Source organism: Candidatus Chlamydia corallus (assembly GCF_002817655.1).
Taxonomy (GTDB): Bacteria; Chlamydiota; Chlamydiia; order Chlamydiales; family Chlamydiaceae; genus Chlamydia; species Chlamydia corallus.
In genome coordinates, this window is record NZ_NWQK01000004.1 from 57,600 (window position 1) to 77,167 (window position 19,568).

Below are 19,568 nucleotides of genomic sequence, written 5' to 3' on the forward strand. Positions count from 1 at the left end.
GTTTTATTTTGTGATAGTTGCGTAAAATTTTAAGAGATTTTGTATGACAAAGATAGCTTTTTCTGAAAAGGCAAAGAATTTTCCTATAGAAGCATTAAAAAAATGGTTTGAAAAAAATAAACGGTCTCTTCCCTGGAGAGATAACCCTACTCCCTATAGCGTGTGGGTTTCTGAAATCATGTTACAGCAAACTCGAGCTGAAGTTGTTATAGATTATTTTAACCAGTGGATGGAAAGATTTCCTACCATAGAGTCTTTGGCTGCAGCAAGAGAAGAAGATGTCATCAAGTTATGGGAGGGATTGGGTTATTATTCTCGAGCGCGCCATCTTTTAGAGGGAGCACGGATGGTTGTAGATGAGTTTAATGGGAATATCCCTGATGATGCAATTTCCCTCGGGCAAATCCGTGGTGTAGGTCCTTATACGATTCATGCAATTCTGGCCTTTGCTTTTAAGAAACGAGCTGCTGCTGTTGATGGTAATGTCTTACGTGTCCTTAGTCGGATGTTTTTGATTGAAACATCTATAGATTTAGAATCAACTCGGACTTGGATATCTAGGATTGCTCAAGCACTTCTGCCTCATAAGAGCCCTGAAATTATAGCCGAGGCTCTGATAGAGTTAGGAGCCTGTATTTGTAAGAAAGTTCCTCAATGTCATCGTTGTCCTGTTCGTCAGGCATGTGAAGCTTGGAGGGAGAACAAACAGCTGGTCTTGCCAGTACGTCATGCTAGAAAAAAAGTGATCTCCTTGCATCGTTTGGTAGCGATCGTATTGTATGAGGGGTCCTTGGTTGTAGAGAAGAGACAGCCTAAAGAAATGATGGCAGGCTTATATGAATTTCCCTATAGTGAAATTGAGTTTGAGGAAGGTCTTCAAGATATTGAAGGGTTTACTAAGAAGATGGAGCTATATTTAGGAAGTCCTTTAGAATTATTAGGAAAACTCAAAGAGCAGAGGCACGCATTTACCAACCATAAGGTCCGTTTGTTTCCTCTGATTTTTAGAGCAACTTCTCTTCCACAATTCGGGGAATTACATCTTTTGAGTCAAATCGATCTTTTAGCATTTTCTTCAGGACATAAAAAGATTAAAGATGCCCTGCGAACTTATCTCAGTGATACCATATCGAGAGAACCTATAGGAGTATAGATGAGAGATTCTGCTTTTTCTCAATTGATAGGCGTTGTCCGTTCCATGGTCATTGAAGGACGGTGTCCTTGGTCACGTCAGCAATCGCTAGTATCCATGGTGGAACATATTCTTGCAGAGTGTCAGGAATTTCACGAGGCTGTCTTACAGGGTAAGACAGCAACAGAAATTGGTTCTGAAGCTGGGGATGTCTTAACTTTAACTTTAATTTTATGCTTTTTGTTAGAACGAGAAGGGCTACTTCCTTCCGAAGACGTTGCCAATGAGGCTATAGAAAAATTGCGTCGCAGAGCCCCGTATATCTTCTCTAAAGATCAAGAGCCAGTCTCCATTGAAGAGGCGGATCGCCTTTGGGAGCTTGCTAAGCATCGAGAGAAAAGTGAGTGAATATGGTTCAGGGTTCGATTGGTTTTTGGCGATATGTTGCTTTTGAAAAAAACCGAGTATGTGCTATCAAAGAAGGGTAAGTTGGGGGCCTTTTAAGAAGAGGAACCTGCGAACTGGGTCAGGACTGGAAGGTAGCAGCCCTAAGGAGAGTTTTCTTTTGCTAAAAGAATGTTCTCCAACTTACTCTTTTTACTTTATTCCCAGTAACATCAATGAGGTCAAGTTAAAAAGCCCGTGCAAAGCAATGGGAGAAAGAATATGTCGGTCTTTTTCGTATAGAAATCCTGCGGATAAGGAAAAAACAAAAAGGACGGGAACAAAAATCAAACTTCCTAGAGAATGTTCAATATGAATGAAAGAGAAGATGATAGAAGAGCATATTAAGGCCCGTGTGCGAGTCATTTTGTTTTTCAAGAACGTCTGTAGGATTCCTCTAAAGAAGACCTCTTCTCCAAATGGAGTCAGGACGCCTAGATTTAGAATCATGCTAATATAGTGTCCTGTTATAGGTAGAGAATTCTGAACTTCTTGAGTCACTTCCTGTGTGTATATCTCTTGCGTAGGAATGACAAGAGTTAAAAATTTACTCATCATAATTCCAATCAGCTGTGTTGCAGGAATGATAATAATCCACATTCTGATTGCAGATCCTAAAGCACGCCAGGAACTTTTCAGAGGTCGTTCTCCAGAGAAAAGTATTGCGCGTGTAATATCTAGAGGGAGAAAAAGTAAGTAGAATAGGAATGCAAAGGCAAGGCTGATTCCTGTGATAGTGGAAAGTAATTCTGCAGTTTCCGAGCTAACGCTATGAGCAAAAAGGGAAGAAAGGATGAGAAGAGCAATACCAAATAAGAGTTGGCGTAGTTTTACAGGTGTTTTCCCAGAGGGCGCTGGCCAGATAAAGAAATTTCTGGAAGCGATAGCAGCAAGGCCAAGGGAGAAGAGGAGAATGAACTTGGACATTTACTTAGACTAGGAGTAGTTCGCGCAAACATAGCCCTCAACTCTAGCAACAACTTCACGAAAAAGGCGGTTGTGCATTAAGCCCATAGGCGTTGAATCAAAATGTTTTGAGTTCCAACCATAGCGATGATAATCGTTTACTGCGGTAGTAGTTAGAGGTTGGCTGCATTCGATAATTTCTTGATAGATGAGAGCAATTTTATGGTGACGGATATCGAAAACTCGAACACGTACAGACGCTGTTACAGAGTCAACACCAGCTTCTTTTCCAGTCTTTTGTTCTAAAAGTTCTGTAGCAACGATGAATTCCGCAGGTAGAAATTGCTCGATAACTGCTAAAGGCAGATTACTAGCAACAGGAGCATAGAATTGAGAGACTATCTGAGGAGAGGCGTTGTGCTTGATCAGGAATACCTTTTCCGAAGCATAAAACCTTTTACTAATTTCTTCAGTAAATTCTCCTTGAAGGTTCCAAGGTACAGGTTCAAGACTCTTTCCTGCACGGTGGAATACAGGAAGCATCGCAATCACACCTTTAGTTTTGCTTCCTGAAGTATAGAGCTTAGGATGATAGCTTCCTGAAGAACCTAAGTGACTACAGCTAGATAGGGTTGGGGATAGAAGTCCTAAAGATGCTAATAATACCAACATTTTTCGCATAATCACTGTCCTTAAATTGCTTATTTTGCAAAAGATTCTAGCCCTGAAAAAGCTTTTACTTTCAAGCTAAACACCTTCGCAATTGAGAGATTTTCCATTTAACACTCTCATCAACTTATATCAAAGAAAAAAATAAAAACAAGTAAAGAGGAAATCTTAGTTTAGAAACTCAGAATTAAGAAAGAAGTTCCGACCAAAGTTGTATAGTAGTCTTGGCAACCTTTTCTTTAGGAATTAACGTGCATCCTGGAAGGAATACAACTGGAGCTGAGATTACAGAAAAAATAAACCACTTCATTACTGCCTCTGCAAAAAGAATAATTCTATTTTCTATTTGCATAGGCGGTTTTTCGATTTATAGCAATTCTTACTTCACTATCATAGAAACTACGATGAAAAGTTGCTGGACAAGTTTCTGAGAAATATCACGAGGGGGAACACCACGAGTTTATGGTTGAAACTCATGGTGCGTAGCTGAGCCCTATTGTGGAGGAACGCAACCACCAAGAGCAAGTAATACGAAACAAGATAAAACTAAAAAGAATGTTTTTTTCATGATTCATCCTCGGGTTATTTTTAAAAAATTAACCTCGCCAGCCTATCTCGAGCAGGATTATTTATCAAATCTTTATTTTCTAGTTAGTCAAAATTTGATTGGGGATCTTAGAGATAAACAGAGAAATTGTGATCTATAGTTTATACAAAAATTTATTTAAAAAAAGGAGTTCTGTTATATCGTCAGGAAAATTCAATTCTTTATAATGATGAAATTAGACTCTGTCTGTAAAGACAGACTCTGTGTATGATCCAGGATCTCTTTAGGAGTGCTTTGTGGATTTTGATTATTTTGGTCTGAGTGATATTGGTAGGGTCCGTGCTAGAAATGAAGATTTTTGGCAGGTGAATCTTATATCTCAGGTAGTGGCTGTTGCTGATGGTGTAGGAGGTCGTCTTGGTGGAGATATTGCCTCTCAAGAGGCAGTTACTAGCCTTATGGAGCTTATCGATGAGCAACAGTCAAAATTGATGGGGTGTGAGGATGACCAGTATAAGGAGACTTTAAAAAAGATTCTTATAGAGGTGAATGGATTGGTCTACGCACATGGTCAGATGGAAGAGCATCTACAGGGGATGGGAACAACTCTCAGCTTCATCCAATTCCGCAAGGATAGGGCATGGCTATTTCATGTGGGAGATAGTAGGATTTATCGTATTCGTGAGGGAGAACTGCGCTGTCTTACCGAAGACCATTCTTTAGAAAATCAATTAAAAAATCGTTATAGGCTTCCTAAACAATCAGATAGGGTGTATTCTTATCGTCATATTCTGACTAATGTTTTAGGAAGTCGTCCCTACGTCATGCCAGATATTCGGAATCTTCCTTGTGAAAAGGAAGATTTGTTTTGCCTGTGCTCAGATGGATTGACGAACATGGTGCCAGATATCGATATTCGGGATATCCTTAACCAACCCGCCACTCTAGAAGAACGGGGGAATGCTTTAATTTCTCTAGCAAACAATCGTGGAGGTGATGACAACGCTACTGTTGTACTAGTCCGAATACAATAGTTCTTTTGTTAAGGATTATTCTATGATTTATTTGGACAACAATGCTATGACGCCCCCAGAGTTCGGGCTTTTGGAATTCCTCCAAAAAACATTCGTTATAGACCAGACGTATGCGAATCCTTCGAGTGTGCATCAGCTGGGTAAAAAATCTCACCAGCTGGTTCTAGAAGCTTCAGAATGGATCCAAAAGGTCTTGTCATTTCGGGGACGTGTCCTCTATACCTCGGGGGCCACCGAGAGTTTAAATTTAGCTATAGCAAGCCTTCCTAAAGGCAGTCATGTCATCACATCAGCCAGCGAACACCCCGCGATCCTAGAGCCCTTAAAACATTCTCTGCTTTCAGTTTCCTATTTAAATCCCGAAGAAGGGAGATGTGTTCTGACTTCAGAGCAGATTGAAATGGCATTGACTCCTAGGACCTCAGCAATCATCTTGGGTTGGGTAAATAGTGAGACTGGTGCTAAAGCCGACATAGCTGCTATAGCCCACTTCGCCCAAAAAAGGCAGTTGCAATTTATTGTGGACGCTACTGCAATTGTAGGTAAGGAACGGATCACCCTTCCTCCTGGTGTCACTATGACAGCATTCAGCGGACATAAATTTCACGCGTTGTCTGGAATTGGAGCTCTTTTGATTTCTCCAAGCGTCAAGCTAAACCCCCAGCTATGGGGAGGAGCCCAGCAAGGAGGACTCCGCGCAGGAACAGAAAATCTTTGGGGTATCGCATCGCTGCTTTATGTTTTCAAATACCTGGATCTTTACCAAGATCGTCTTTCTCAGGAAATTCTTACCCATAGAAATACTTTTGAAGAGGGGATCAAAGCATGCATTCCTAATGTCCATATTCATTGTGCAAGCCAGCCCCGGGTAAACAACGTCTCAACAATCGCTTTTCCCCCAGTGGAGGGCGAGGTCTTGCAAATAGCCTTGGATATGGAAGGAGTGGCTTGTGGTTACGGATCTGCATGCTCTTCAGGAGCTACCGCGCCCTTTAAATCTCTTGTCAGCATGGGTCTTTCTGAGGAATTGACTCTGTCAACGCTACGGTTTTCTTTTAGTCATGTTCTCTTGCAAAAAGAAATCGAAAGAGCTGTTGGAATTGTAGAGAAAGTCGTAGGGCGCTTAAGAAATCCCTGGTAAGCTTCGAAAGACATCAAACGTATTGCCTTTCCTAATTTTAATCGTATCTAAGATCAAAGAACACGTTGTACTATTCCTTCAGAATCTAGGAAAGCAAGTTTTTAATTGAGACGGTTTTTATCCCAGATAAAGACATCTCTTTAACTTCTAACAGCAAGTTGTTAATGATTACAGAAGTTCCCACTTCTGCAGGGGTGTCTAGAAGTTGCAATACCAATTGGGCTAGGGTTTCTACAGGATACTTCGGAAACTGAATATCGAGTTCTTTTTGCAGGTCTTTTATACGTGAGTTGCCAGGAAATGTTCTTTCAATAACAGAGATTGTCTTTGGTTTTAGATGAGCAATGTTTGTGGTATTGAATAAGATTTTGAAAATAGCATTTAAGCTAAGGATACCTACAGGTTCACCAGAAGTATTAAGGACAACAGCAACACTCGAACGGTTGTCTCGAAACTCTTTAAGGATACGAATGAGTTTTGATTTTGCAGTAATAAACCAAGGAGAGTGTAGATTATTGATAAGAGCTTCATCAAGAGCTTTATTAACAAAGTCTTTAGGGCGGGCAATCCCAATAATGTTTTTACGAGCCTTATGATAAACAGGAACAAGGTCTATATCAGTATTTTTTATAGTACGACAGAAATCTTTAACATTTGCAGAAGAAGGAAGCATCGTAACCTGTGCTAAAGGTTGGCATACCTGGTCCGCACAAGTCGCACTTAAAGAAAAAATATTTGTAGCAATTGTATTGAAATCTTGTTCTTCATGATGAGTCTCTAAAGCTTTTTGAAACTCATCCCTACTTAATGTAGAATTCAACTTTTCTTTTTTAATATTTAGAAGATAGTAAAGGCTTTCGGTAAGACTTCCTATTAGTTGAATGAGGGGGTAGAAAATGTAATGAGAATAATAGAGAATCGGGGCTCCCCAAAGTGCTAATTTTTCAGGAATTTTTCGTGATATTGTTAGGGGTAGAAGTTCTGCAAAAATCACGACTAAAAAAATTTGGGTAAAAGGAGCGTAGTCTGGAGCAATTCCTAAAGCTCGATAGCAATTTCTCGAAGATTCTGAGCCTATTTGCAGAGCGATATTTACTCCTAGCATCACCGTCCCGAATAGGCGATAGGGTCGGCGAATCAGAAAATTAATATAACGAGCTTTCTTATGATCTTTAGTCAGATAATATTGTAACCGTACACGGTTAAATGAGACGCAGGCCATTTCCATCATGGAATAGAACCCTTGTAAGACAATACAGATGATGTTAAATCCTAGCCAAAAGAGAGCAGAATCAGTCATACAATTTCCTTATGTAAACACGGCGGACGCGATTCGGAGCTGCATCTAGTACTTGAAAAAGCAAGTTATTCCAAGTCAGTTTCATTCCTGTTGTTGGGATCGTCCCCATTTGCTCTATTAACCACCCCCCGACAGTCGCAATATTGTTGTTAGTTGGTAGGTTTACATCGAAGATTTCACTAAACTCACGGAGTTCTAAGGTTCCTGCGGCAATAATGACGTCAGCTCCTGAAGTGGTGTAGAGTACTTTATTATCTCTCTGGTCTACAATTTCTCCAGCAACAATTTCAAAGAGGTCTTCTTGAGTAATCAGTCCTTCAATAGAGCCGTATTCATCAATGATCATCCCTAGAGTTTCATCTTCAGCTGCCATATGACACAAAGCCATTTTTGCAGAGATTGTTTCTGGCATATAATAAGGTTTTTTTAACAAAGGGAGAAGCTCATCTGAAGATTGTAGTGGCTTGTCATGTAAAAGAAGAGAGCGAGCTGTGCAAATGCCCAGGAGGTTTTGGAGGTTATCATTACATACAGGAACCCGTGAGCAATGTTGTTTAGAAAATAAAAGATAGAGGTTCTCTAAAGGTGTTTGGATATCGTAAAATAAAATATTCTGACGTGGTTGCATGCGTTCTTTAACACTACAGTCACTAAGAGAAAGGTACCCATAGAGTAAACGACTTTCTTCTTGGTTTACTACGCCAAAATCCTTACAACTTTGCAATACTTCCTTAAGTTCTTTTGGTTGAATGATATCTATCTGTTGCTTCGATAAAATCCATTGGACTACGTAGTTAATTCCTGTAATACCCCATTGGAGTAGAGGTTTGAAGATCTTAGTAACACAAAGAACTAGGGGAGCGACAGAACTAGCAATCTGTGTATTAAAAGGAAGAGCTACCGCTTTTGGGAGAATTTCTCCTAAGATTAAAGTAATTGCTAAAGGGAGACCTACAGTAAACCACCACGAAGCTGTATCTCCAAATAGAATAGCAAAGCAGTTTTGAACCGCAATATTGAGCCCGATATCACAAAAAATTAAGGTGATAAGCACGTGGTGAGGATGTAGAAGAAGGGTAGCTACTCGCTGTTGTTTCTTAGATTTAGAGCGTTTGTAGTGGGAGATCAGACTTGTAGGCAAGGAAAATAGAGCAATTTGAGATAATGAAATGAATCCAGAGCACAGGGTAAAACAAACAATAAGGAAAACTAACACTGTAGGAATCATCGTCTTTTTTCAGGCCTTACTTTCTGATTGTTGCTTTGGGGCAATACATATTTTCATATAGCCTTTAGGAATGAGGCCAAGACGCTGAATTAAAGCAGCTTCTATGGCAGTGGAGTCCTGCCAGTGTTGAAGATGTAATTGGAGCTGACGCTGCTCTTCTTGAGCAGAAAAAATTTCCTTGCATAAAGAAGAGACCTTGCTTTGTAGGCGTAACTCTTCTACATGTAACTTCTGGATAGCACGATCATAAACAAAACCGCCAATGAGAATGCTAAGGATCACCCACCAAGAGTTGACCATCGCTTCTTCTAATAATCTGAAGCCCCAGCTTTTTTCCCTTACTGAAACTTTAGACACAAGGTACGGTGATGCCTTGTTGCTTTTGATACTTTCCTTTTCTGTCGGCATAAGAAACCTCACAGGCCATACGAGACTCAAAGAATAAGACCTGAGCAATCCCTTCATTGGCATAAATTTTTGCTGGCAATGGCGTGGTGTTGGAAATTTCTATAGTCACATACCCTTCCCACTCGGGCTCAAAGGGTGTGACATTCACGATAATTCCACATCGTGCATACGTAGACTTACCTATACACATCGTCAAGACATTTCTAGGTATTCGAAAATACTCAACGCTACGAGCTAGAGCAAAAGAATTTGGAGGGACAATACAGACGTCATCAGTAATAGAGATAAAGATATCCTCAGTAAAACATTTTGGATCAATAACAGAGTTATAGACATTAGTGAAAACTTTGAACTCCCGAGACAAACGGAGATCGTAACCATAACTTGATAGGCCGTAACTTATCAGCTTTTCTCCTGTTTCCTCATTTACATTCACTTGGCCATTAACAAAGGGATGGATCATACCATCATTTAGTGCCTTCTCTCGTATCCACGTATCTTCTTTTATGCTCATTTAGAAACCTTAACAGTTTAAAATTGCTTTCTTAATGATATTCTGTTTTTCAATTTGCTGATTTTGGGGAACTTTTCTAAGTATAAGATAGACATCGATTCTGTCCTGAAAAGACCAGTTATATAAACAAGAAAAGGCTATCCCAAGGGCTACAATTTTATCATGGAACCTAGAGGCAATGTTAGATAATCCCAAGGGAAAAAGGCAAACCTTATTTTTAGAGAAAACTTAAGGTAGGCCAGCTCTTTGATGTTGTAATAGAAGAATCTTACTTATCTTGAATCAATTCATGTAGGGACTTTTGTAAGAACTTGATAATACATCTTTAAATCTTCTCAGCTATATGGCATGTAATTTTTTACTACGAACTTTTGATTAGAAACTATTTTCTTAAAAACAGTTAACTATTTTTAAATTTTTACAGGTTTTTTCTGTTTTAGAAAAAAAGAACTCGGATGAGGAAATGCGATTTTTAGATGACAAAATGAAAACCGTGTTGAAGTTCTACCTATTCCTTTTACTTTAAAACTTCTTCTTTTCTTAATAGGAAAAAGAAGGAAGATGTCCGTAGTGTACTTCTATATATTATCTCATGTACTATGCCTAGTATAGCGGGTGAGTGTTTTTGGTGGGAGTCTGAAGAAAATATAGAATCCACCTAAAGAAAAAATTAGATAGAAGGTTCGTACATGACGCATCAAGCAGCTGTCTTGCATCAGGATAAAAAATTTGATGTATCTTTAAGACCTAGAGGGCTGCAAGAGTTTTATGGACAGCTTCATTTAAAAGAACGTTTAGACTTATTCCTTCGTGCAGCAGTACAACGAGGAGAAGTCCCTGGACACTGCTTGTTTTTCGGACCGCCAGGATTAGGGAAAACCTCACTTGCTCATATTGTTGCTTACACTGTCGGTAAAGGTCTGGTCTTAGCATCAGGACCCCAATTAATCAAACCATCAGATCTATTAGGACTTTTAACTAGTTTGCAAGAAGGAGACGTGTTTTTTATTGACGAAATCCATCGCATGGGGAAAGTTGCCGAAGAATATCTGTATTCTGCGATGGAAGATTTTAAAGTCGATATTACTATAGATTCAGGGCCTGGAGCTCGCTCTGTCCGTGTTGATCTTGCTCCATTCACTTTAGTCGGAGCAACCACTCGATCAGGAATGCTAAGCGAACCTTTAAGAGCACGCTTTGCTTTTAGTGGGAGACTTGCCTACTATTCAGATCAAGATCTAAAGGAGATTGTACTCCGATCGGCACGTTTACTCGGAATAGAAGCTGACAGTTCTGCATTACTAGAAATTGCTAAGAGATCGCGAGGGACTCCGCGATTGGCAAATCATCTTCTACGTTGGGTCAGGGATTTTGCTCAGATGCGAGAAGGAAACTGTATCAATGGCGACGTAGCAGAAAAAGCTTTGGCTATGCTATTAATAGATGAGTGGGGGTTAAATGAAATTGATATCAAACTTCTCACCACAATCATTGACTACTACCAAGGCGGGCCTGTTGGAATTAAAACTTTATCGGTAGCCGTGGGAGAAGATATTAAAACTCTTGAAGATGTTTACGAGCCATTTTTAATTTTAAAAGGTTTAATCAAAAAGACCCCCAGAGGCAGAATGGTAACACAACTTGCTTACGACCATTTAAAAAGACATGCAAAGAATTTACCCAGTTTAGGAGAAGGACAGTGAAACTATTGAAACACGTGCTTTTGAGTCTTTTTTTCAGTATGAGTATCTCAGGATTCTCAGAAGTCAAGGTATCAGATACTTTTATAAAGCAGGCTACTGTTGTCGAACCTAAAATTCGAGTCCTTCTATCTGGTGAAAGTACTACAGCTCTCATAGAAGCGAAAGGTCCTTATCGTATTTATGGAGATAACGTTTTTTTAGATACCGCGATTCAAGGCCAGCGTTGCGTGGTCCATGCTTTATATGAGGGTATCCGCTGGGGAGAATTTTATCCAGGACTCCAGTGTTTAAAGATCGAACCTATGGACGAATCCGCTTCTCTTTTTTTTAATGGGATTCAGTATCAAGGCGCCCTGTACGTTCATCGCAAAGACAACCATTGCATTATGGTTTCTAATGAGGTTGCAATTGAAGATTATCTGAAATCTGTACTCTCTATAAAGTACCTTAAAGAGTTAGACAAAGAAGCTTTGTCTGCTTGTGTCATACTAGAAAGAACCGCTCTATACGAAAAGCTTCTCGCAAGAAATCCTCAAAACTTTTGGCATGTTAAAGCTGAAGAAGAAGGATATGCAGGATTTGCCGTGACAAAGCAATTTTATGGCGTAGAAGAGGCTGTAGATTGGACAGCTCGTTTAATTTTAGACAGTCCTCAAGGATTAATTATAGATGCACAGGGTCTCCTCCAGTCTAACGTAGATCGTCTTGCTATAGAAGGATTTAATGCTCGTCAGATTCTGGAGAAGTTCTACAAGGACGCAGACTTTGTTGTTATAGAATCCTGGAATGAAGAAATAGATGGTGACATTAGGTAGCGTTTTTCGCGCGGCTTACCGCAATTAAGGTGGTATGAGGTTGTAATGACACTGTCGGTGCTGCTAGATTTTGAGTAGCAAAGCCCTTATGACTATCGGCAACTATCTGATAAGGAAGGAAATTCACCCAAGGCTTAGGTAGGGTTACGCATATTTCTTGAGTCCCCACATGAAAAGCAACATAAATGTGGGCTTTTAGCGATTTTATTTTAAATGCTAAAAAATTTCCAGGGTGCCATGTCATAGGATGGCCGAGAGCATCCATCCAGCTAATTTCCTTATGGGTAAGAAAGCCTCGATTAAAAAATGTTTTATATTTTTTACGGAAAGCAATGAGATCAGATAGAAAGTTCATAAGTTGAGGCTTTTCTGTAAGCTGATCCCAGAGAAAATAATTTGCATCTGAGTCTAAAGCCCAACGATTGTTGTTTCCTTGAGCTGTATGGGCATATTCATCTCCTGATTGAATCATAGGAATGCCCTGCGAAACCATCAATGTAAGGAAAAAATTCCGTAATTGTTTTTCGCGAATTTCAAGAATAAGCGGGTCTTGTGTTTTTCCCTCAGCACCGAAATTATAACTGTAGTTCGCATCGGTACCATCACGATTATTCTCTCCGTTGGCTTCATTGTGTTTGTGGTTATAAGATACAGTGTCGCATAACGTAAACCCATCATGGCAACTTACGTAGTTAATGGAATTTGTAGGGGAACCTCGGGGATAGATGTCTTGAGATCCAGCAATTCTAGAGGCAAAGGTTCCTAAGAGATTTTGATCTCCATTAAGAAATGCTTTAACCTGATCACGATAAGGGCCATTCCACTCGCTCCATCTTGGAGACACACGGGGAAAATAGCCGACTTGATACAAGCCGCCAGCATCCCAAGGCTCTGCTATAATCTTTGTACTCCTAAGTAAAGGATCAAAAGAAATTGCCTCTAAAATAGGAGAGAATTCTAAAGGAGATCCCGAAGGACCACGAGAAAACACAGAAGCAAGATCGAATCGAAACCCATCGACATGCATTTCTTCTACCCAATAATGTAAGACATCGAGAATCCATTGGGTCGTGGGAGCGCGGTTTGTATTGAGCGTGTTTCCGCAGCCTGAATAATTGGTAAAGTGACCATTTTCATCTAAAATATAATAACTCGGAGTATCTATCCAAGGCAAAGAGCAGGTAGTCCCTTGAAAGCCCGTATGATTAAAAACAACATCAAGAATCACTTCAATACCTTCTTGATGAAGGGTCTTGACTAACGTTTTAAACTCACGAATCGGGGCGCAAGGATCGGAGGCATAGGCATAACGCCTGCAGGGAGAAAAGAAATTTATAGGAGCATATCCCCAATAATTGCAAAGATAAGGAAATTGCGAATTTTTAAAAGGATGTACGGTCTCATCGAATTCAAAGATGGGCAAAAGCTCAATAGCATTGATACCCAGCTTATGTAGATGGTCGATCTTTTCAATAATTCCTAGAAAGGTTCCTGGAGCATGAACCTTAGATGAAGAAGATTGAGTGAAGGAACGTACATGCATCTCATAGATGATCATATCTTCTTTCGGTAAATGAAGAGGCCTGTCATCTTCCCAATGAAATTGTTCTTCCTTTAAATAACAAAACGCATAATCTCCCTGTTTTTTTTGAGAACCGAAGATTTGTGGAGAATGAATATTCTTCGCATAGGGATCTGCAAGATACTCTTTAAAAGAGTATTGCATAGTATGATTTTTAGGCCCATTGACACGAAATGCATAAGACCATTGATCAGAAATACCGTCGATCTCTATATGCCAAATCGCACCTGTGCGGTGTTTGTTAGGGGTAAGGGGAATTTCTATGACTTCAGAATTTTCTTTTGTTAAAGCAAGGACTACTTCGGTAGCTTGTGAAGCATATAGAGCAAAATGATAGCGTTTTGGAGAAATTTGAGAAACCCCAAGAGGTAAAGGAAGTGTGGGATAAGAAGAAACTTTTTCCATTGTCCATCCGATATCATAATAACAACAGAAACACAAGAAAGTTTTTGATTTTAAGCCTTTGAAATCGTTTACTAACAAATCACTCTTGTGGTAACTTGAAGCAACAACAATCTATTACAAGGAGATTCCCTCATGTCCAGGCAAAATGCTGAGGAAAATCTAAAAAATTTTGCTAAAGAATTAAAACTGCCGGATGTAGCTTTTGATCAGAATAACACGTGTATTTTATTTGTTGATGGTGAATTCTCTCTTCACCTTACTTATGAAGAACATTCTGATCGTCTTTATGTCTACGCTCCTCTATTAGATGGACTCCCTGATAATACTCAGAGGAAATTGGCCTTATACGAGAAATTATTAGAAGGATCTATGCTTGGCGGTCAGATGGCTGGAGGTGGAGTAGGTGTTGCTACTAAAGAACAGCTAATTCTAATGCATTGCGTTTTGGATATGAAATATGCTGAAACGAATTTATTAAAAGCTTTTGCTCAACTGTTTATTGAAACCGTTGTTAAGTGGCGTACCGTATGTACCGATATTTGTGCTGGTAGAGAACCTTCTGTAGATACAATGCCACAAATGCCTCAGGGTAGTAGTGGAATGCAGCCTCCTCCTACAGGTATTCGTGCTTAATTAAGCGTAAAGACATTACACCTTTTTCTAATTTAAACAATGGATCAACCTCTTGTTCTAGAAGAAGAGCAATAGTTTTGTTGAGTTTTTGTTTTTGTCCTTGTTGTAAGGTGTAAAGATAAAGAAGTATTAAAAATTGATTATAGAAATCCAAAAGGCTATCTTATGATGTTTGGGCATTTTGCTGGTTACCTTGGCGCTGATCCTGAAGAACGAATGACTTCGAAAGGAAAACGTGTGGTTACTCTGAGATTGGGAGTGAAGACTCGTATTGGAATGAAAGATGAAACTGTCTGGTGTAAGTGCAATATTTGGCATAATCGCTATGATAAAATGCTTCCTTATTTGAAGAAAGGCTCTGGAATCATTGTTGCTGGGGACATCTCTATAGAGAGTTACATGAGCAAAGATGGTTCGCCACAATCTTCTTTAGTGATTAGCGTAGATTCTTTGAAATTTAGTCCTTTCGGTCGTAATGAGGGAACCCGTTCTCCATCTTTAGAAGAGAACCACAATCAGACAGCATACGAATCTGTGTCAGTAGGATTTGAAGGTGAGGCACTGGATGCAGAAGCTATTAAAGATAAAGATATGTATGCTGGTTACGGTCAAGAACAGCAATATGTCTGCGAAGATGTTCCTTTTTAATTTCTAGTCATTTGATGTTTTTATCTTAAGGAGAGAGTTTGTGGTTTTATTTCATGCTCAGGCTTCTGCACGTAATCGTGTTAAGGCAGACGCTATAGTTCTGCCTTTTTGGCATTTTAAGGATGCACAAAATGCAGCTTCTTTTGAAGCTGAATTTGAGCCTTCCTATCTTCCTGCTTTGGAGAACTTTCAGGGAAAGAACGGGGACATTGAGCTCCTCTATGGTAGCCTTAAAGCTAAAGAAAAACGGATTGTCCTATTAGGTTTAGGGAAGAGCGAAGAGCTAACTTCAGATTCTGTTTTCCAAACGTATGCTAAACTGACTCGAGTATTGCGTAAAGCAAAGTGTAAAACAGTAAATATCATTTTACCTACGATTTCTGAATTACGCCTTTCTGCTGAGGAATTCTTGGTAGGGTTGTCCTCTGGAATCTTGTCATTAAACTACGATTATCCTCGTTATAGTAAGATAGATCGAAATCTTGAATCTCTCCTTTCTAAAGTCACAGTTTTTGGCATTGTTCCTAAGATAGCTGATTCTATATTTAGAAAAGAAGAAGCCATTTTTGAAGGTGTATATCTCACGCGAGATCTTGTGAACGGGAATGCTGATGCAATTACCCCTAAAAAATTAGCAGAAATTGCTCTGAACATGGGTAAAAAGTTCCCTAGTATTGATACTGAGGTCTTAGGAAAAGATGCCATTGTCAAGGAGAAGATGGGATTATTACTGGCTGTTTCTAAGGGTGCTTGTGTAGATCCGCAGTTTATAATCCTCCGTTATCAAGGACGCCCCAAGTCTAAAGATCACACTGTGTTGATAGGAAAAGGAGTAACTTTTGATTCTGGGGGTTTAGACCTCAAGCCTGGAAAATCCATGCTTACTATGAAAGAAGACATGGCAGGAGGCGCTACAGTGCTAGGGATTCTCTCGGCACTAGCAGTTTTGGAGCTTCCTATAAATGTGACAGGAATTATTCCTGCTACAGAGAATGCTATTGATGGAGCTTCCTATAAAATGGGTGATGTCTATGTGGGGATGTCAGGGCTTTCTGTTGAGATTTGTAGTACCGATGCTGAGGGACGCCTTATCCTTGGGGATGCAATTTCTTATGCTTTAAAATATTGTAAGCCCACACGTATTATAGATTTTGCAACTCTCACGGGCGCTATGGTAGTTTCTCTGGGAGAAGAGGTTGCAGGTTTATTTTGTAATAATGATGTTTTAGCTGAAGATCTTTTAGAGGCGTCAGCCGAAACCTCTGAACCGTTATGGAGAATGCCTTTAGTCAAGAAGTATGATAAAGCATTCCATTCTGATATTGCCGATATGAAAAATATAGGGAATAACCGTGCAGGGGCTATTACAGCAGCGTTATTCTTACAGAGATTTTTAGAAGAATCTTTGGTACCCTGGGCACATCTTGATATCGCAGGTACCGCATATCGTGAAAAAGAAGAAGACCATTATCCGAAATATGCTTCAGGTTTTGGTGTTCGTTCTATTCTTTATTATTTAGATAAGAAGCTTTCTAAGTAGCTATATTCTATTTATTTATGTTTTAATAAAGATTTTTGTTTTACTAATTAGTAAAATAAAAATCTTTTTTTATTAAAGTTTTCAATCGCCTCTGTCGATAGATCTGGTAAGTAATTACCTGTCTAATTAGGGGAATGAAGATGATTGGAGCGCAAAAAAAACAGAGCGGTAAAAAGACAGCTTCAAGAGCTGTACGAAAGCCTGCTAAAAAAGTTGCGGCTAAACGTACGGTTAAAAAAGCTACTGTTCGCAAAACCGCTGTGAAAAAACCTGCAGTTCGTAAGACAGCTGCTAAAAAGACAGTAGCAAAGAAGACCACAGCTAAAAGAACAGTTCGTAAGACTGTTGCTAAGAAGCCTGCGGCTAAAAAAGTTGCTGCTAAACGTGTAGTTCGTAAGACAGCTGCTAAAAAGACAGTAGCAAAGAAAACTACAGCTAAAAGAACAGTTCGTAAGACTGTTGCTAAGAAGCCTGCAGTTAGAAAAACTACAGCTGCTAAAGGTTCTGCTAAGAAATCAGCAGCCTGTGCTTTAGCATGCCACAAAAATCATAAGCACACACCCAGTTGCAAACGCGTATGTTCTTCAACAGCTACGAGAAAGCATGGCTCTAAAAGCCGTGTCCGTACAGCTCATGGCTGGCGTCACCAACTGATCAAAATGATGACTCGATAATTTGTGATTTTCGCATTATTGCTTGTGTTAACGGGAAGGGGGAAAGTTTCACTCCCTTCCCGTTTTCTTTTTAAGGTCAAAACCCGTATCGATCGAGATCTTCTCGAATTCTCTCGGAGATCTTAAGGATTCATGTTGTACAGTTGGAAGGAAAATACGTATAGTAGGTTCAGTATAGTACCTTTTTGACTTTACCCTGATGCAAAAATCCCTAACGAATTTTGATGACTTTTCCCAAGTTTATGCAGAGCAATTACCTGCTATAGCTCTTATAGGGAGTGCTTTCGAAGATGATAAAGACGTTTTGATCGAATTGCTAATCTCTGAGAAATTCCAAGAGATTGATGGTCAGGGACTCATGCCAGAAACTCTGATGTCTTGGACGGAGACTTTCGCATTGTTTCGAGTGCATGAGACTCTGGGAATTATCCATGCAGAAAAATTGCCTCCAGCAACTAAGGATTTTTTAAGCCACTATGTTAGGAATCCTCAACCTCATCTTACTATTCTGATGATTACAACGAAGCAGGAATGCTTTCGAGGACTATCAAAAGCATTGCCCTCCGCTCTTTCTTTGAATTTATTCGGAGAGTGGTCTGCAGATCGTCAGAAGAGAATTATACGTCTTCTCTTGCAAAGGACGGAACGTCTGGGAATTTCGTGTCCCCAATCACTGGCATCTTTGTTTTTGCGTACACTTGCTTCGACTTCTCTCCATGATATCCTCAGTGAATTTGATAAGCTACTTTGTTCGGTTGGCAAGAAAAAGGCATTGGATCACTCCGATATTAAAGAGTTGGTTGTGCAAAAAGAGAAGTCTTCCTTATGGAAATTTCGCGATTCCCTATTGAAGAGAGATGCTGTTGAGGGGCATCAGCAGTTACATTTTTTAATCGAGGATGGTGAAGATCCCTTGGGGATTATTGCTTTTCTTCGTACCCAATGTCTCTATGGTTTACGTAGTCTTGAAGAGGGCTCGAAAGAAAACAAACACCGAGTCTTCCTCCTTTATGGTAAGGAGAGACTGCACCAAGCCCTAAGTGCTTTATTTTATACAGAAACTTTAATTAAAAATAATATCCAAGACCCTATAATAGCTCTGGAAACTGTAGTGATTAGGATGGCTAAACTGTGACTTTATATCTTCTTCCCAACACTCTCGGGAATCGTGCTGTAGAGACTCTCCCTCCTGTTATAGGAGAGGTAGTCCATAAACTTAATGGCTTGATTGTAGAAAGTGATCGTGGGGGCAGGGCCTTTCTAAGTTTATGGAAACTTCCCGAAGTCCATAAATTTCCTCTTGCTATTCTCAGTAAGCATGCGCGCTTGCCCAAGGCTTGGGATTTTTATCTAGAGCCTATAGTAAAACACGGAGAAAACTGGGGACTGATCTCCGATGCAGGGCTTCCCTGTATTGCGGACCCTGGAGCTAGTTTAGTTCATCGTGCACGTGCTTTGGGAATTCCTGTACAGGCGTTTTCAGGCCCTTGTTCCATCACCCTAGCCCTTATGCTTTCAGGCTTGTTCTCCCAGAGTTTTATATTTTTGGGATATTTACCACAAAGCCCCAAGGAACGTTTAAAGTCGATAAAAAAAGCGGTAGCCTCCCAACAGGGATCTACTTCCGTTTGTATAGAAACTCCTTATCGCAATATCTATACCTTTGAGTCTCTTCTAAATTCTTTGCCTTCCTGTGCGGAGCTTTGTATTGCCTCCGACCTTTCTGGTCCGAACGAACTTGTCCTTACACGACCCGTAAAATTATGGAGAAGTGCTGAGGATTTAGGTTCTGTGAAGCAAAGTATCACCAAAGTACCTACAATATTTCTTTTCCGTGTCCCGAACTGATTTCTTCTTGGCTCTTCTCAGAGGATCCGCTTTATCGTCTTTAGTAAGCTTCTCAGTGTAAAAATAGCCGAGATATCTTCCTCAGCAGCATGAACTAAGACAAAATTTGGCATTGTTTACATAAACTTTCAACGATTTTTATCCCCACACCTTTTTCAAAGGATCATTTTTTTTAAATATTTTTCTCCTATCTTGCAGGGAAGCATGCTTTTGCGTTAAAAAATAATAGAATGATTTATTGCGTGTTATCAAAACTTGTTTTATAACCTTTCTGTTTTAAATAAAACCTACTTAAGGATTTAATGACAACAGCCATATTACTACTAGATCCTTGAGGCGGTAACATTGGGGAGCTTACAGAGCCAGCTCCCTCATCCCCAGCATTCCTAACTCTCTC

Annotated in this window: 20 protein-coding genes and 1 other RNA gene; 13 read left to right on the top strand and 8 right to left on the bottom strand. The window is 39.8% G+C overall.

Translation table 11 applies throughout. From position 1 onward, the window contains the following. The first annotated feature begins 43 nt into the window (after positions 1 to 43). The 3 genes from mutY (at position 44) to ffs (ending at position 1,720) form a co-directional block, all read left to right on the top strand. Complete coding sequence (mutY, locus tag CMV32_RS05145; RefSeq protein WP_100934850.1) at positions 44 to 1,153, top strand: A/G-specific adenine glycosylase; 1,110 nt, start codon at positions 44 to 46, stop codon at positions 1,151 to 1,153. After that, complete coding sequence (locus CMV32_RS05150; RefSeq protein WP_100934851.1) at positions 1,154 to 1,540, top strand: MazG nucleotide pyrophosphohydrolase domain-containing protein; 387 nt, start codon at positions 1,154 to 1,156, stop codon at positions 1,538 to 1,540. It begins immediately after the preceding gene. Positions 1,541 to 1,622: 82 nt separating this feature from the next. Next, positions 1,623 to 1,720, top strand: an RNA gene (gene ffs, locus CMV32_RS05155) — signal recognition particle sRNA small type. 9 nt (positions 1,721 to 1,729) lie between these two features. Here the strand turns inward: ffs and CMV32_RS05160 are convergent. The 3 genes from CMV32_RS05160 to CMV32_RS05170 all read right to left on the bottom strand — a co-directional run bounded on the left by CMV32_RS05160 (position 1,730) and on the right by CMV32_RS05170 (position 3,503). Then, the gene (locus tag CMV32_RS05160; RefSeq protein WP_100934852.1) at positions 1,730 to 2,503 is read right to left on the bottom strand and encodes a CPBP family intramembrane glutamic endopeptidase; all 774 of its coding nucleotides are present in this window, start codon (positions 2,501 to 2,503) and stop codon (positions 1,730 to 1,732) included. A gap of 9 nt (positions 2,504 to 2,512) precedes the next feature. After that, positions 2,513 to 3,163, bottom strand: a complete 651-nt coding sequence (locus CMV32_RS05165; RefSeq protein ID WP_100934853.1) for a CT253 family lipoprotein — start codon at positions 3,161 to 3,163, stop codon at positions 2,513 to 2,515. Between the two features lie 175 nt (positions 3,164 to 3,338). After that, the gene (locus CMV32_RS05170; protein ID WP_100934854.1) at positions 3,339 to 3,503 is read right to left on the bottom strand and encodes a hypothetical protein; all 165 of its coding nucleotides are present in this window, start codon (positions 3,501 to 3,503) and stop codon (positions 3,339 to 3,341) included. Between the two features lie 491 nt (positions 3,504 to 3,994). Between CMV32_RS05170 and CMV32_RS05175 the strand changes: the two genes are divergently transcribed. Together CMV32_RS05175 and CMV32_RS05180 are read left to right on the top strand one after the other, a co-directional pair. After that, positions 3,995 to 4,732: a PP2C family protein-serine/threonine phosphatase gene (locus CMV32_RS05175; protein ID WP_100934855.1), complete on the top strand. Its 738-nt coding sequence runs from the start codon at positions 3,995 to 3,997 to the stop codon at positions 4,730 to 4,732. A gap of 22 nt (positions 4,733 to 4,754) precedes the next feature. Further along, positions 4,755 to 5,873, top strand: coding sequence for a cysteine desulfurase family protein (locus tag CMV32_RS05180; protein WP_100934856.1), 1,119 nt, complete (start codon positions 4,755 to 4,757; stop codon positions 5,871 to 5,873). An 85-nt stretch (positions 5,874 to 5,958) separates the two neighbouring features. Here CMV32_RS05180 and CMV32_RS05185 read toward each other — a convergent pair whose 3' ends face one another. Genes CMV32_RS05185 through dcd form a run of 4 tightly spaced genes read right to left on the bottom strand, consistent with a single transcriptional unit; the run spans position 5,959 to position 9,323 of the window. Continuing rightward, a complete protein-coding gene (locus CMV32_RS05185; protein ID WP_100934857.1) occupies positions 5,959 to 7,173 on the bottom strand; it encodes a CNNM domain-containing protein in 1,215 nt (404 codons plus the stop codon). After that, entirely contained in the window at positions 7,166 to 8,401 is a 1,236-nt protein-coding gene (locus tag CMV32_RS05190) for a hemolysin family protein (RefSeq protein ID WP_100934858.1), read from the bottom strand. The genes CMV32_RS05185 and CMV32_RS05190 overlap by 8 nt, the downstream gene beginning before the upstream one ends. A gap of 9 nt (positions 8,402 to 8,410) precedes the next feature. Further along, a complete protein-coding gene (locus CMV32_RS05195; RefSeq protein WP_100934859.1) occupies positions 8,411 to 8,758 on the bottom strand; it encodes a hypothetical protein in 348 nt (115 codons plus the stop codon). Further along, positions 8,751 to 9,323 carry a dCTP deaminase gene (dcd, locus tag CMV32_RS05200; protein WP_100934860.1) on the bottom strand — a complete coding sequence of 191 codons (573 nt, stop codon included), beginning with the start codon at positions 9,321 to 9,323 and terminating at the stop codon, positions 8,751 to 8,753. Before dcd ends, CMV32_RS05195 begins: the two co-directional genes overlap by 8 nt. A gap of 689 nt (positions 9,324 to 10,012) precedes the next feature. Here dcd and ruvB point away from each other — a divergent pair. Continuing rightward, positions 10,013 to 11,026 carry a Holliday junction branch migration DNA helicase RuvB gene (gene ruvB / locus CMV32_RS05205; RefSeq protein ID WP_100934861.1) on the top strand — a complete coding sequence of 338 codons (1,014 nt, stop codon included), beginning with the start codon at positions 10,013 to 10,015 and terminating at the stop codon, positions 11,024 to 11,026. A 38-nt stretch (positions 11,027 to 11,064) separates the two neighbouring features. Then, on the top strand, positions 11,065 to 11,841 hold the full coding sequence (locus CMV32_RS05210; RefSeq protein ID WP_239923167.1) for a SpoIID/LytB domain-containing protein: 777 nt from the start codon (positions 11,065 to 11,067) through the stop codon (positions 11,839 to 11,841). Here the strand turns inward: CMV32_RS05210 and CMV32_RS05215 are convergent. After that, a complete protein-coding gene (locus CMV32_RS05215; protein WP_100934863.1) occupies positions 11,834 to 13,828 on the bottom strand; it encodes a glycogen debranching protein in 1,995 nt (664 codons plus the stop codon). The genes CMV32_RS05210 and CMV32_RS05215 overlap by 8 nt on opposite strands. A 132-nt stretch (positions 13,829 to 13,960) precedes the next feature. On the opposite strand from CMV32_RS05215, the gene CMV32_RS05220 reads away from it, so the two are divergent. The 6 genes from CMV32_RS05220 (at position 13,961) to CMV32_RS05245 (ending at position 19,171) form a co-directional block, all read left to right on the top strand. Further along, positions 13,961 to 14,461, top strand: a complete 501-nt coding sequence (locus CMV32_RS05220) for a type III secretion chaperone Slc1 (RefSeq protein WP_100934864.1) — start codon at positions 13,961 to 13,963, stop codon at positions 14,459 to 14,461. 165 nt (positions 14,462 to 14,626) lie between these two features. Continuing rightward, positions 14,627 to 15,109 (top strand): single-stranded DNA-binding protein, encoded by a 483-nt coding sequence (locus CMV32_RS05225; protein WP_100934865.1) that lies wholly within the window; start codon positions 14,627 to 14,629, stop codon positions 15,107 to 15,109. A 40-nt stretch (positions 15,110 to 15,149) separates the two neighbouring features. After that, a complete protein-coding gene (locus tag CMV32_RS05230; RefSeq protein WP_100934866.1) occupies positions 15,150 to 16,649 on the top strand; it encodes a leucyl aminopeptidase in 1,500 nt (499 codons plus the stop codon). Positions 16,650 to 16,789: 140 nt separating this feature from the next. Continuing rightward, the gene (locus CMV32_RS05235; RefSeq protein ID WP_100934867.1) at positions 16,790 to 17,323 is read left to right on the top strand and encodes a histone H1-like repetitive region-containing protein; all 534 of its coding nucleotides are present in this window, start codon (positions 16,790 to 16,792) and stop codon (positions 17,321 to 17,323) included. A gap of 199 nt (positions 17,324 to 17,522) precedes the next feature. Further along, positions 17,523 to 18,458, top strand: coding sequence for a hypothetical protein (locus CMV32_RS05240; protein WP_100934868.1), 936 nt, complete (start codon positions 17,523 to 17,525; stop codon positions 18,456 to 18,458). After that, complete coding sequence (locus tag CMV32_RS05245; protein ID WP_100934869.1) at positions 18,455 to 19,171, top strand: SAM-dependent methyltransferase; 717 nt, start codon at positions 18,455 to 18,457, stop codon at positions 19,169 to 19,171. The genes CMV32_RS05240 and CMV32_RS05245 overlap by 4 nt, the downstream gene beginning before the upstream one ends. Positions 19,172 to 19,568 lie beyond the last annotated feature (397 nt).